Consider the following 12039-nt stretch of genomic DNA (forward strand, 5'->3'; position numbering starts at 1 on the left):
ACATGGTCGTCAAGCTGTGTTCATCAAGAAATTAGGGGCCGGTCGTGCCTCCTCTACGCCGGGTCGGCGGGCGCGTCCGTCACGGTCAGTCCAAGGTCCCGGCGTCGCGCCCAGCGCCATAGCAACAATGCGGCCGCGACGCCCAGGCCGGTCGCCAATCCGATCCACACGCCCGTACCCCGCAATGGCGTGTAGAAGCCGAGGAACAGCGCCGTGCCAAACCCCGGAACCCAATAGGCGAAGGCGGCAATCGTCATCGGTACGCGCGTGTCCTGCAGACCGCGCAGCGCCCCGGCGGCGACCGCCTGGATGCCGTCGACGAGTTGGAACGCGGCCGCGACTTTCAGGAATCGCAGCGCAAATACCACAAGGCCCGCATTCGCCGCTGCGAAGGGGTCGATATAGATCGCCAGCAGCGGCACGGGTGCCAGCAGCATCGCCAGCGCGGTCGCCACCATGAAGCCCGCGCCCAGCGCGATCCCGCTCCACCCGGCGCGCCGGATCCCGACCGGATCGCGCGCCCCGTAATGATAGCCGACGCGAATGGTCGCCGCCTGGCCGATCCCGAACGGCACCTGGAAGGCAAGAGCTGCGATCTGCAGGGCGATGGTATGCGCGGCGAGCTCGGTCGCGCCGATCCGCCCCATCAGGAACGCGGCGGCGCCGAAGATCCCCGCCTCCGCCGTGATCGTCAACCCGATGGGCGTCCCGATGACCACGATCTGGCGCAACCGCTGCCAGTCGGGCCGCCAGACATTGCCGAAGATGTGATAGACATGCAGCCGCGGATCCAAACGGATGGCAACGATATAGGCGAGCGCGGTCACGACACCCGTCGTGATCGTCGCCACCGCCGCTCCCGCCAGCCCCAGTGCCGGGGCACCCCAGTTTCCGAATATGAAGGCGTAATTCGCCAGCGCGTTCACCCCGATCCCGCCCGCGGTGATGACGGTCGCGAATAGCGGTCGGCCCAGGGCGGAGACGAATGTCCTGAGCACGTTGACGATCAGCATCGGGATCATCGACCAGATCAGCACGCGGTTGTACTCGTTCGCCAGCGAGATGATCGCGGACTCCTGTCCCGTTGCACGCATCAGTGCGGGGAGAGCGAGACACGCGGCCATGCCCAGCGCGCCGGTGATGACAGCCAGCCACAGCGCCATGCGGGTCGCCCGGCGCACTATGCGCAGCGCCGGAGCGCGCGCGCCCAGCGCCTCCGCGATCAGCGGCGCGACGGCGCCGGTCAGGCCGGACAGCGCCCACAGCACCAGGCCGAACAGCGCCACCACGATCGCCGACGCGGCCAGCGGCGCCTCTCCCAGCCGACCGATGAAGATCACGTCGACCGCATAAGTCAGCATCTGCAGCAGGTTCGCCGCCGCCAGCGGCCAGCCGAGCCGCAGCGTCGCCGCGAGCTCGCCGCGCCATGAAGGCGTTTCCACGATGGATGAGGATGGTCGCAATGGTCGATCCGATATCGGCTGGGCAACCCGTTCCCGCTACGGGACGCGCGTCGCCCAGGTCCGGTAGGGCGTGCTGGCGAGGTTGAGAACCCGCAAACCGGCATTTCCAGCGAAGCGGCCGGCCCTACTTCTTGGACCCATCCGGTTCGATGTATTGTTTTGGAACAATTCTTGGTGGACCCCCAAAAAAACCGTATCCAGCCATCGGAAATACCGTTATTGGTTAATCGGAGTTTAACTATACTGCCACGCTGGGACGGCTTTTCCCGATACTACCAAGTGGCAGTATCGGGCGGATGAGGGGAAACGAAATGAAGCTTGCTTACGCGGTCGCACCCACGTCACTCTTTGCCCTCGTCGGTATGGCGGGGCCGGCTAGCGCTGCCACGACGGTGGATGTGGATTACGCGCCGACCGTGGATGGCACGCCCATTACGATCGGCGGTGCCGCTGCCCCGCAATACACCTTCAAGCTCGATGTGCCGACGCCGGATGAGTTCGGCGGTGCCGGACCGACCAAGACGCGTATCTACGCCAATGGCAACGCTAAGATCGGTTCTCCCGGGGAACCCGCGAACTATAGTTCGGTCGAGACCAATCTGGGCTTTGGTTACGGGGGCGACGGCATTCCCTTCCCGATCTACACCAATGGCGAATTCTCGTTGCGGTTCGATATCGGTGATACCCGCTATTCGGGCACAGCGACCGTCGATGGCGCGGGGAACCACATCTCGCAGATCAGCTACGAGGCCTTGGGTGCAGGCGGCGTGCCGGAACCGGCGACCTGGGCGCTGATGATCCTGGGCATGGGTGCCGCCGGCGCGGCGATGCGCCGCCGCAATCAGGTCGCCCCGCGCCCCGCGATCGCGTAACAATATTCAGTTAGAGGGGAACTGTTTCATGAAAGCTTCGACGATCGCCAAGCCGGCCGCTCTCTTCGCATTAGCGGGCATGGCGGGCCAAGCCCACGCCGCGACCACGATCGACGTGGACTACGACGCGAGCCCTGACGGCACTCCGATCACGATCGGCGGCGCTTCAAGTGCACAATACACGTTTTTTAGTCCATCCGGGGGTTTTACAAAAGCATTTCTGGCGGCGAACGGCACGGCTAGAATAGGCTTACCCGGGGAGCCTACTGACCGCGGGGGTGTTTATGTGCAGGACGATAAGACCTACTCGCTTCTCTTCGATATCGGCGCTTCCCGTTATTCTGGCACTGCCACGGTGGACTCCACTGGCTACAAGGTCACCCAAATCAGCTACGAGGCACTAAGCGCGGGCGGTGTGCCGGAACCCGCGACCTGGGCGCTAATGATCCTGGGCCTGGGTGCCGCCGGCGCGGCGATGCGTCGCCGCAATCAGGCCGCGCCGCGCCCCGCGATCGCGTAATAGTAATTCTCTTCCGTCGATAGATGCTCGGCCCCGGTCCTGCGGGCCAGGCCGAGCGTGTCGCGGTTGTCGTGCGCGCAATCGAACAGGTACCAGTCGCAGGTCGATTCCGCGCCGGTGCGGGTGGTTTCGGTCAGCACCAGGACATTCGCCCAGCCACCTCGCACTTCGGGTGACACGACGGTACAGATGATCTCGCTATTGTCCCCGTCGGCAAGACGCCGGGTGAGCACCGCGCCCGCGACCACACCGTTGATTTCGAGTACGCGGCTGCGGTCGAGATCGATCGCCGAGCGCCGCGTGGGGTCCTTCAGCGCTTGCGCGATCCATCCGCCGATCGCGGGGGACGCGCCGCGCACCTCGCGCCGCACCAGCGCCGCGACCGCCGCTGCATTGTTTCCGTCCAGCCGGACGCATGTCGCTCCGTCGGGAATGCGGTCGTGACGGCGGAGGCGATCGAGAATCGAGACGAGATGCGCGTACAGCCTCTGCGCATCGCCTCGGAAGCGCAACTGGCGATACCGGGGCTCCATCCCCATGGCTTTCGCGAAGGCGGGGGCGGGCTCCCCCTCAACCAGCGGGCGGATCGCCCACAGCGCCGGTGCCTCCCCCTGCGTCCGCTCGATCAGCGCACGCGCCAGCGCGCGGCCCACGCCCGCCCGGCGATGATCGGGCATGACATGAATCCACGCCGGGAAGCCGGGCGGGTCGCCCCAGCTCTGCCAGCCGATGCCGCCAGCACCCAGCATCGCGCCATTTCCGTCGCGCGCGACGAATGCGACGATCTGCGTTCCGGCAAGCGGTGCCAGCAGGGGCAGAATCTCCGGCATCTGAGCATCGCCCGCGCGTTCGATCGAGACATCGTTCATCGCCGCCTGCTATCACGGTTGTCATGAGCGCAAAACTCCTCGTTATGGGCCTCGCCGGGCTCGATCTCGATACGCTCGACGCGGCGATGCGGCGCGGGGCGTTGCCCACCCTGGCCCGGCTGGCCGGGCGGGCGCAGGTGCGACCGCTGGTATCGCCCGTCCCCCCGCTCTCGATCGCCGCCTGGGCCACGCTGTCGAGCGGCGTCATGCCGGACGAACACGGCCTGCTCCTGACCGAAGAACCCGGTCCCTCCGGGCTCAGGCCGGCTGGCAAGGCTTCTTGGCGGATCGCGCCTGTATGGGAGCGGCTGTCCGATGCGGGTATGCAAACCGCCAGCCTCGGTTGGCCCGGCACGCTGCCGGGCGCGACATGGACGGGGACGCATATCGACCCGCGCTTCGGCGAGGCGGAAGGGCTGGGGCGCGACGACTGGCCCCTGCCGCTTGACGTCGCGCCGGATGCGTTTCGCCAGACGCTGCGCGAATTGCGCGTCCACCCGGCGGAGCTGCCGCGCCAGCTCCTCGCGCCGCTGCTGACGGAGGCGGACGCCGATCCCGAGCAACGCGCGGCGCGCGAGCGCAAGGTCGCACTCGCGATCGCGCGACTGGCGTCCCTCCATCCGGTCGCGACCGAACTGCTGGAAACGGCGGGGGCCGAAGCGATCTTCCTGTACCAGGACTGGTTCGAGGCGGCATGCGCCGCGCTGGGGGTCGAAAGCCCCGCCGATCTCCCCCCCGCGGCGTGGTTTCTGTTCGACCAGACGCTGCAGCAGATCCTGCAATTGGTGTCGGACGACTGCACCGTGATGGTGCTGTCGCCCGGAGCGCGATCGGCCGGCTTCCTGATCGCGCGGGGAGAGCGCTTTCCCCCGGGAACGCGGGCGGCAGGTCTCTCCACGCTGGGGGTTCCGGATTTGGTCCTTGCCGAGTTCGGTCTCGACGCATCGCGCGGCGGATCGTCCGGGGCCGACGAGAGCGCGGCTGCTCCCATCACCAGCCGCAGCCTCGACGATTTGCTCGCGCTGGCCCCGCTGCATCAGCCGCAGGTGCGTGCGTGGCATATGCGCTACCGCCTTGCCGAAGCGGAGCTGGCGCTGGCGCGCGACCCGGCGCGGGCGGCGGAGCTGGCGCGCGCCATCCTGACGGACGAGCCGGACAACATCCTCGCCTGCGGCATCCTCGCCTCCGCCCTCGTCGCCTTGGAAGACGGCGTGGCTGAATTGCCGGAGCTGGCGGCACGCATCGCCCGACAGGCGCCCGACCATGTCTGGGCCGACCTGATCAACGGGGCCTATTACGCGGCCAGGGGCGATGCGCGCCGCGCGGAACCTCACCTCGAGCGCGCGGAGCAAAGCCCCTCTCCCGACGATCGCCTGCGCGTGGGTCTCGCGCGGCTGATGCTGGGTCAGGGCGAACGCGCGGCTGGGCTGTTCCGCGCCGTGCTCGACGAAGCGCCTTACAATGCCGCCGCACTGCAGGCCCTGCTGGCCACGGAACTGCCCGATGCGGACGAGGCGGAAACCCTGCTCGCGCGCCTGCTCGCGATCATGCCGGACCATCCGCAGGCGCGCGCCGCTTGGACCCAGCTGGCGCAGGCGCGCATGGCGAGGCCGATACCCCGCTAGTAACGGGCGCGCTTGCCTCGTCACGGGGTCGCGCTAGGAAGGCCAAACCGCGGGGCGCGGGGTAGCGGCGAAAGAGCACGCATGGAACACGGCGAACAATCGATGCTGGCGAGCGGGCTGGTGCTGCTGGCGGCAGCGCTGGTCTTCGTGCTCCTGTTCCGCAAGCTGGGGCTGGGCGCCACGCTGGGCTATCTCGTCGCTGGGGCGGTGGTCGGCCCGCAGATGCTGGGCCTGGCAGGCGACGGCGAGGACATGATCGGCTTTGCCGAGCTCGGCATCGTCCTCCTCCTCTTCATTGTCGGGCTGGAGCTGGAGCCCAAGCGGCTGTGGCGCATGAAGGAGGCGATCTTCGGCCTCGGCCTGGCGCAGGTGGCCCTGTGCGGCGCGGCGCTGGTGGCGGTGATCTGGCTCGCGGCGGCCTATCCGCTTACGGCGGCGATCGCGCTCGGCCTGCCGCTCGGCCTCTCCTCGACCGCGCAGGTGCTGCCGATGTTGCAGAGTGCGGGACGGCTGAGGACTCCGTTCGGCGAGCGCGCCTTTGCGATACTGCTGTTCCAGGACCTGTCGATCATCCCGCTCATCACCATCGTCGCGGCATTGGGCGCGCAGGGGGCGGAGACCGGGCCGCCCGGCTGGCTGCTGGCGGTGGAAAGCGTGGTCGCCATCGCGGTGCTGATCCTGGCCGGGCGATACCTGCTGCGCCCGCTGTTCCGCCTGATCGGGCGGCTGGGCGAGCGCGAGATGTTCGTGGTCGCGGGCCTCTTCACCGTGGTCGCCGCCGCTGCGATCATGGAGGCGCTGGGCCTCTCCGCCGCGCTCGGGGCCTTCGTCGCGGGGGTCATGCTGGCGAGCACCCCCTACCGGCACGAGCTGGAGGCGGATATCGAGCCGTTCCGGTCGATACTGCTCGGCCTGTTCTTCCTTTCCATCGGCATGATGCTGGACCTGGCGGCGATCGCGCGCCAGCCGCTGTTCGTGGTCGCCATGGCGCTGGCGCTGGTGACGGCCAAGACCGCGATCATCACCGCGATCGGGCTGGTCCTGAAGATGCGCTGGCGCAGTGCGTTGGCGCTGGGCCTGCTGCTGAGCCAGGGCGGGGAGTTCGCCTTCGTCCTGTTTACGCAGGCGCGCACGGGCGGGGTGATCGATGCCGACACCGCCAGCCTGTTCGGCGCGATCGTAACCCTGTCGATGGCGACCACGCCGTTCCTGATGATGGTCACCGCGCCGCTGCGCCGGGCGGGGGCGGACGAGCGCACGCGTGAGGGGCCGAGCGCGGACGGCGCGCGGGCGCTCGTGATCGGTTTCGGCCGGTTCGGGCAGACGGTGGCGCAGATGCTGCTGCTGGGCGGCATCCGGGTCTCCCTGATCGACCGGCAGGTGGACCAGATCGACGTCGCGGAAGAGTTCGGCCATCGCGTGTTCTTCGGCGACGGCCTGCGCATGGACCTGCTGCGCCAGGCCGGGGCGGACGAGGCGGCGCTGATCTGCTTCTGTATCGACGGCGACCAGTTGCAGCCCGATTTCCTCGCCTCGGTGAAGGAGGCGTTCCCGGATGCCGCGATCATGGTACGCGCCTTCGACCGGCGTACGCTGATCCGCCTCGCCCCGGTCGAGATGGCACATGTGGAGCGCGAGGTGCGCGAGGGCTCGATCGCGATGGGCCGCGCCGCGCTCGATTGCGTGGGGCTGGGCGGGGAGCAGATCGACCAGCTGGTCCAGACCTTCCGTGAGAACGACGCCGCGCGGCTGGCGGCGCAGATCGATGCTGGCGACCTGCATGCCGGGAACGAGCGAACCCTGCGCGTGACGGCCCCGGAATGACGGCCCGGTAACGACCAAGGTGGAACACCGAAGCGGGTGCTTTGCAAAATAGCGCGCGGCTGGGAAAAAGTGTAATTTCAGAGAGTTGACGGTCGATTCACGTCGCGAAGGGTCAACTTCCGCGTTTCTCGCGCCGCGACGTGCTTCGGCGACACGCACGCTACGAACGAAGCAGCGTTGCCGCAGGTGGCGAGCCAGGCAGACGATAGGAAAGAGCGACGCGAGCGTAGTCGATCGCTGCGACGTAGGAAATCGCGGGCGCGGAGGAAGGTTGCCGTCGTTCTGGATCGTCTCTCGGTGGCTTCGATCTCGGCTAGACGAAGAGCATGCGCCAGCGATATGCTTCGGCGCGTATCCGACCCCCGACTATGTCATCCCGCCCCTTTGCGCGACTTCTTCGGTAGCCGCGGCGGAATGCTCCCATCGGTTGGAGGAACCGACGCACGCCAGGAACATTTTACAATGCCTGCATATATTTGGTGCGCTGTTCCATGGCGAACAAGAAAACCGACGTACGCGAATTTGCTCTTACCGTATTCGCCACCAATGTAAGGCTGATCGCCACCGGAAATGAGCTGGTCGCGCCACTGGGGCTGACCAGTGCCTGGTGGCAGATCCTAGCTGCACTGCGCTACTCGCCGGTGCCGCTTCCTATCGCCTCGATCGCAAGGAACATGGGGCTAACGCGGCAGGCAGTGCAGCGAATCGTCGATTTGCTGGCCTATCGCGAGCTGGTGGAATTCCGGGATAATCCACATCATCGCCGCGCCAGGCTCGTCGTTCTGACCGACGCGGGCATCGCAGCCGTCACCAGCGCCGACCAGGCCGCAGCAGCGCTGGATGCAGAGATCGCCAATCGGGTCGGAACCGCTCGAATTGGTGAGATGGTGCGAACGCTGGAAGCCATTAATACGATCCTTGCCGAGTGGCTCGACAGCGCCACCGCGTCTCCGGTCCCCATCCGAAATCGTAGAAAGCAAATGATCTCATGATCCTGGTCTCAGGTGCAACCGGCGGAATCGGGGGTGAAATCTGCCGGATATTCAAGGAAGCGGGGACGCCGTTTCGCGCCCTTTGCCGCAAGGAACAGCAGGTCGAAGACTTCGGCCACAGGGGCATGGACGCTGTGTTGGGTGATTTCGACCGGCCGGAGACGCTGCCGTCCGCGATGCAGGGCATCGACAGCATGTTCCTCATCACCCCGCCAACGCAGCGACAGGTGGCGCAGGAGACCGCGGCGATCGATGCGGCGAAGGCGGCGGGTATCGGCCGGATCGTAAAGATCTCCGCCTCCGACAGCAATGCGCGCTCGCCCGTTCCCTGGGCCAAGGCGCATGCGCTGATCGACCATCATCTGCGCCCGTCGGGGATCGACTGGACGATCCTGAAGCCGACCGCGTTCATGCAGAATTTCCTGTGGTTCAAGGACCCGATCGCTAAGGGCTTTCTGCCGCAGGTGACGGGCAGCGGTTCGGTTTCCTGGATCGACACGCGCGACATCGCCCTCGTCGCGGCCAAGGTGCTGACCGAGGAAGGGCACGCGGACGCGACCTATTTCCTGACCGGACCGGAAACGCTGGACATGAAGGAAGCCTCCGCCCGCCTGTCGAAGGCGTTGGGCCACAAGGTCCGCTATCTCGATCTGCCAACGTCGGTGTTCTGGGCGATCCTGCGCCTGACCAACAATTCGCAGTGGATGGCGAAGGGGCTGGTCGTCCAGTTCGACGATGTCGTCGCCGGGCACCACGATATCGACCCGACATTCGAAGTCGAGCGCCTGACCGGCAAGCCGCCCCACAGCTTCACCGATTTCATCGAGGACCATCGGGAGCAGTTTTCGCAATAGGCTACTCGCACAAAAGAAAAGGGCGGCACCTCGCGGTACCGCCCCTTCTTTTGGTGCGAGACCCGGATCGGCTCCGGGGTAACGGTGGCGAGCCTGTGGCCCGCCCGATCCGTTACTTGAGCTCGACCGTGCCGCCGGCGGCTTCGATCTTGCTCTTGATCTCTTCGGCTTCGGCCTTGTTGACGCCTTCCTTGAGCGGCTTCGGCGCGCCTTCGACGAGACCCTTGGCTTCGGTGAGGCCCAGGCCGGTGATGGCGCGGACTTCCTTGATGACCTGGATCTTCTTGCCGCCGTCACCGGTCAGGATGACGTCGAACTCGTCCTTCTCTTCGGCGGCGGGCGCATCGCCCGCGCCACCGGCGGCAGGCATCGCCACCGCGGCCGCGGCGGACACGCCCCACTCTTCCTCGAGAGCCGAGGCGAGCTCGGCGGCTTCGAGGACGGTCAGCTTCGACAGTTCTTCAACGAGAGCCTTGATATCGGCCATGATGCATTACTCCAAATTTAGGCGGGGTGCGTGCTGCGCCCCAGTTGAATGTTTGCGTATTGGAAAAACCGCTTACGCCGCGTCCTTGGCGCCATAGGCACCGAACACGCGGGCGAGCTTGGCGGCGGGGGCGTTGACCACCTGGGCGACCTTGGTCGCCGGGGCGTTGACGAGACCCACCAGCTTTGCGCGCAGCTCGTCGAGGCTGGGCAGCGCGGCGAGCGCCCTGACCCCTGCTTCGTCGAGCATCTGCCCGCCCATCGATCCGCCGACGATTTCGAGCTTGTCGTTCGTCTTGGCGAAATCCACCGTGGCCTTCGCCGCGGCGACCGGGTCTTCCGACCAGGCCAGCGCCGTCGGGCCGGAGAGATATTCCTCCAGCCCTTCGTAATCGGTGTCCTTCAGGGCGAGCGTGGCAAGACGGTTCTTCGCAACCTTGTAAGTCGCACCCGCTTCGCGGACCTTGCTGCGCAGATCGGTGGATTGCGCCACCGACAGGCCGAGGTTGCGGGTGACAACCACCACGCCGACCTCTTTGAAGACCGCATTGAGCTGGGCGACCGCTTCGGTTTTCTGCGAACGATCCATGCCGTACTCCTTCACTAATGGCCGCACCTGCCCGGCATGGGCACGCACGACCGGCTCACACGTCCCGCGCCGTAGCCGGCACGGGGCTTGGTCCGTTCGATCAGGGAAGGAGGAGTGCGATCCCGGGACATGGCCGAGGGATGCGCGGTGGCACCGGGCAGGGCGGGCCGAAAATCTCGTTTCCCCGTCTAGGCCGGAAATTAAGAGGGACAGGTTTCCCTCACCAGCTGTCTCGGACGGATGACCGCCGAAGCGATCGGGCGCGCCTTTCGCGCAATGGCGGGGGAATGTCAAGGCAGGGCGCGGGCATGCGCCGCCCGGACCTGTCGTTCCCTCATACGAAAAAGGCCCGCCATTGGGCGGGCCTTCTCCGGACGATCGATCCCCGCCGCTGGGACGGGGAAGGATCGAATGGCTTACATCGCCGCGTCGGTCGAAGCCGTGTCGGTCGGGGTCGCGCCGTCGGTCATCGCGCCGTCGGTCGGGGTCGCGGTGTCGGTCATCGCGCCGTCGGTCATGGTGCCGTCGGTCATCGTGGCGTCGGGCATCGCGGTCTCGGTCGGGGTCGCCATCGTGGTGTCGTCCATCGCGGTCGTGTCTTCGGCCGGCTTCTCGCCGCAGGCGGCGAGGGCGAAGGCGACGGGCAGGGCGGCGATCAAAAGCTTCTTCATAACGAATCTCCTAGGTGAGGTTTCAATGCCTCAATGCGGCCATAATTCGATTCGTTCCGAATTGGGAGCGAAAAATTCATCCGATGGAAAGGTTGGTTACGCTTTTTCCGGGCCGTAGGCCAGCAGGTCGCCGGGCTGGCATTCCAGCTCGCGGCAGATCGCCTCGAGCGTGGAGAAGCGGATCGCCTTCGCCTTGCCGGTCTTCAGGATCGAGAGGTTGGCGAGGGTCAGGCCGACGCGATCGGCCAGCTCGGTCAGGGTCATGCGCCGCTCGTGCAGCAGGTCGTCGAGCTTTACCATGATGTTGGCTCCTTCCTCCGCGGGCATCACACGGTTCCTTCCAGATCGGCGCGCATGGCGGCACCTTGCCGGAACACGCGGGCGAGGATGAACAGGACGACGACCATCACGATGCCGCTGAAGTCCAGGCTGGCATCGACATGGATCCAGTCCGTCTGCGAACCCTCCGGCCGGGGCATGTCGCCTGCGAAGAGCATCCCGATCGCGCCGATCGGCAGGGCGAGCAACTGCACCGCCAGCATCTGCCACGCCATATTGGTGAGGCGCGTCGCGTTGACGGGCAGGAACGGATCGCCCTCGCCCACCGTGTCGATGATGCGGCGCAGATTGCGCAGGAACAGGTAGAGCAGCACGAACGCGACCAGCGCCAGCAGCAGCACGGCGATGGCTGGCAGCACGGGGAAATCGGCGGTCGGCACGCCGGAGGCGGTGCGCAGCTTTTCCTCCACCGTGTCGCCGACGAAGGGCAGGATGGCCGCGACCACCCCCATGGCGAGGATCGCGATCGCCATCAGGGTTTCCCCGATGACCACGACGATGCGCGCTATGGTGAGCAGGGGATCGGACTTGGTGGCTTTCATGATGGCGAACTCCGGGTGAAGGGCGGGGCGGGTGGGCTCAGGCAAGCTGCCCGGCGGCGGGCTGGCTCGCGACAGGCGCGGCGGGGATCGCGGCCACCTGCTGGAACGTGGCGAAGGTCAGCAGCACGGCGGTGGCGAATGCGAAGAGGCGAGCGGTCATGATTATGTTCCTTTCATGTATCGAATCACGATGATGTCGATATCGCTAATCGATAAACAAAACCGCCCATATCGTCAATCGATAATATCGAAAAACGATAATCCATTGATACCGCTCGCATTTGCCCGCCCCGTGTCCGCCCTCACCCGTTGACTTCGCGCGGCCTCCCGCCTATCTCGCACCCAACCGCCGGCTTCGAGCAAGGACGGTCCTGCGCGGGGATCGACCTAGGA

The 12039-nt window shown here is 66.4% G+C and carries 14 protein-coding genes; 6 read left to right on the forward strand and 8 right to left on the reverse strand.

The window, feature by feature from the left end; translation table 11 throughout:
- Window positions 1–53 precede the first annotated feature (53 nt).
- Window positions 54–1442, reverse strand: coding sequence for an MATE family efflux transporter (locus tag F7D01_RS09070; RefSeq protein ID WP_251566668.1), 1389 nt, complete (start codon window positions 1440–1442; stop codon window positions 54–56).
- 332 nt (window positions 1443–1774) lie between these two features.
- Between F7D01_RS09070 and F7D01_RS09075 the strand changes: the two genes are divergently transcribed.
- Both F7D01_RS09075 and F7D01_RS09080 read left to right on the forward strand, forming a co-directional pair.
- Window positions 1775–2335, forward strand: a complete 561-nt coding sequence (locus tag F7D01_RS09075; RefSeq protein WP_251566670.1) for a PEPxxWA-CTERM sorting domain-containing protein — start codon at window positions 1775–1777, stop codon at window positions 2333–2335.
- A 28-nt stretch (window positions 2336–2363) separates the two neighbouring features.
- Window positions 2364–2855 (forward strand): PEPxxWA-CTERM sorting domain-containing protein, encoded by a 492-nt coding sequence (locus F7D01_RS09080; RefSeq protein WP_215227289.1) that lies wholly within the window; start codon window positions 2364–2366, stop codon window positions 2853–2855.
- On the opposite strand, the gene F7D01_RS09085 is transcribed toward F7D01_RS09080, so the two are convergent.
- The gene (locus F7D01_RS09085) at window positions 2825–3724 is read right to left on the reverse strand and encodes a GNAT family N-acetyltransferase (protein WP_215227290.1); all 900 of its coding nucleotides are present in this window, start codon (window positions 3722–3724) and stop codon (window positions 2825–2827) included. The genes F7D01_RS09080 and F7D01_RS09085 overlap by 31 nt on opposite strands.
- 23 nt (window positions 3725–3747) lie before the next feature.
- Here F7D01_RS09085 and F7D01_RS09090 point away from each other — a divergent pair, with 23 nt between their 5' ends.
- The 4 genes from F7D01_RS09090 to F7D01_RS09105 all read left to right on the forward strand — a co-directional run bounded on the left by F7D01_RS09090 (window position 3748) and on the right by F7D01_RS09105 (window position 9019).
- A complete protein-coding gene (locus F7D01_RS09090) occupies window positions 3748–5349 on the forward strand; it encodes an alkaline phosphatase family protein (protein WP_215227291.1) in 1602 nt (533 codons plus the stop codon).
- Between the two features lie 81 nt (window positions 5350–5430).
- Window positions 5431–7173 carry a cation:proton antiporter gene (locus F7D01_RS09095; protein ID WP_215227292.1) on the forward strand — a complete coding sequence of 581 codons (1743 nt, stop codon included), beginning with the start codon at window positions 5431–5433 and terminating at the stop codon, window positions 7171–7173.
- Window positions 7174–7664: 491 nt separating this feature from the next.
- Window positions 7665–8165, forward strand: coding sequence for a MarR family winged helix-turn-helix transcriptional regulator (locus F7D01_RS09100; RefSeq protein WP_215227293.1), 501 nt, complete (start codon window positions 7665–7667; stop codon window positions 8163–8165).
- On the forward strand, window positions 8162–9019 hold the full coding sequence (locus tag F7D01_RS09105; protein WP_215227294.1) for an SDR family oxidoreductase: 858 nt from the start codon (window positions 8162–8164) through the stop codon (window positions 9017–9019). The genes F7D01_RS09100 and F7D01_RS09105 overlap by 4 nt, the downstream gene beginning before the upstream one ends.
- Before the next feature lie 112 nt (window positions 9020–9131).
- On the opposite strand, the gene rplL is transcribed toward F7D01_RS09105, so the two are convergent.
- The 6 genes from rplL to F7D01_RS15390 all read right to left on the reverse strand — a co-directional run bounded on the left by rplL (window position 9132) and on the right by F7D01_RS15390 (window position 11806).
- Window positions 9132–9506, reverse strand: a complete 375-nt coding sequence (gene rplL / locus F7D01_RS09110) for a 50S ribosomal protein L7/L12 (RefSeq protein ID WP_215227295.1) — start codon at window positions 9504–9506, stop codon at window positions 9132–9134.
- A gap of 72 nt (window positions 9507–9578) precedes the next feature.
- Entirely contained in the window at window positions 9579–10094 is a 516-nt protein-coding gene (gene rplJ / locus F7D01_RS09115; protein WP_215227296.1) for a 50S ribosomal protein L10, read from the reverse strand.
- A 416-nt stretch (window positions 10095–10510) separates the two neighbouring features.
- Window positions 10511–10765, reverse strand: coding sequence for a hypothetical protein (locus F7D01_RS09120; protein WP_215227297.1), 255 nt, complete (start codon window positions 10763–10765; stop codon window positions 10511–10513).
- A 96-nt stretch (window positions 10766–10861) separates the two neighbouring features.
- Window positions 10862–11092 (reverse strand): helix-turn-helix transcriptional regulator, encoded by a 231-nt coding sequence (locus tag F7D01_RS09125; protein ID WP_215227298.1) that lies wholly within the window; start codon window positions 11090–11092, stop codon window positions 10862–10864.
- Window positions 11092–11646 carry a DUF2975 domain-containing protein gene (locus tag F7D01_RS09130; protein ID WP_215227299.1) on the reverse strand — a complete coding sequence of 185 codons (555 nt, stop codon included), beginning with the start codon at window positions 11644–11646 and terminating at the stop codon, window positions 11092–11094. Before F7D01_RS09130 ends, F7D01_RS09125 begins: the two co-directional genes overlap by 1 nt.
- Window positions 11647–11683: 37 nt before the next feature.
- The gene (locus tag F7D01_RS15390; protein ID WP_256443704.1) at window positions 11684–11806 is read right to left on the reverse strand and encodes a hypothetical protein; all 123 of its coding nucleotides are present in this window, start codon (window positions 11804–11806) and stop codon (window positions 11684–11686) included.
- Window positions 11807–12039 lie beyond the last annotated feature (233 nt).

The sequence above is a fragment of the Erythrobacter sp. 3-20A1M genome (genome assembly GCF_018636735.1).
GTDB lineage: Bacteria > Pseudomonadota > Alphaproteobacteria > Sphingomonadales > Sphingomonadaceae > Alteriqipengyuania.

Coding starts and splice junctions, on each gene's coding strand:
- F7D01_RS09075 (WP_251566670.1), top strand. CDS start 1,775: ATGAAGCTTGCTTACGCGGTCGCACCCACGTCACTCTTTGCCCTCGTC.
- F7D01_RS09080 (WP_215227289.1), top strand. CDS start 2,364: ATGAAAGCTTCGACGATCGCCAAGCCGGCCGCTCTCTTCGCATTAGCG.
- F7D01_RS09085 (WP_215227290.1), bottom strand. CDS start 3,724: ATGAACGATGTCTCGATCGAACGCGCGGGCGATGCTCAGATGCCGGAG.
- F7D01_RS09090 (WP_215227291.1), top strand. CDS start 3,748: ATGAGCGCAAAACTCCTCGTTATGGGCCTCGCCGGGCTCGATCTCGAT.
- F7D01_RS09095 (WP_215227292.1), top strand. CDS start 5,431: ATGGAACACGGCGAACAATCGATGCTGGCGAGCGGGCTGGTGCTGCTG.
- F7D01_RS09100 (WP_215227293.1), top strand. CDS start 7,665: ATGGCGAACAAGAAAACCGACGTACGCGAATTTGCTCTTACCGTATTC.
- F7D01_RS09105 (WP_215227294.1), top strand. CDS start 8,162: ATGATCCTGGTCTCAGGTGCAACCGGCGGAATCGGGGGTGAAATCTGC.
- rplL (WP_215227295.1), bottom strand. CDS start 9,506: ATGGCCGATATCAAGGCTCTCGTTGAAGAACTGTCGAAGCTGACCGTC.
- rplJ (WP_215227296.1), bottom strand. CDS start 10,094: ATGGATCGTTCGCAGAAAACCGAAGCGGTCGCCCAGCTCAATGCGGTC.
- F7D01_RS09120 (WP_215227297.1), bottom strand. CDS start 10,765: ATGAAGAAGCTTTTGATCGCCGCCCTGCCCGTCGCCTTCGCCCTCGCC.
- F7D01_RS09125 (WP_215227298.1), bottom strand. CDS start 11,092: ATGCCCGCGGAGGAAGGAGCCAACATCATGGTAAAGCTCGACGACCTG.
- F7D01_RS09130 (WP_215227299.1), bottom strand. CDS start 11,646: ATGAAAGCCACCAAGTCCGATCCCCTGCTCACCATAGCGCGCATCGTC.
- F7D01_RS15390 (WP_256443704.1), bottom strand. CDS start 11,806: ATGACCGCTCGCCTCTTCGCATTCGCCACCGCCGTGCTGCTGACCTTC.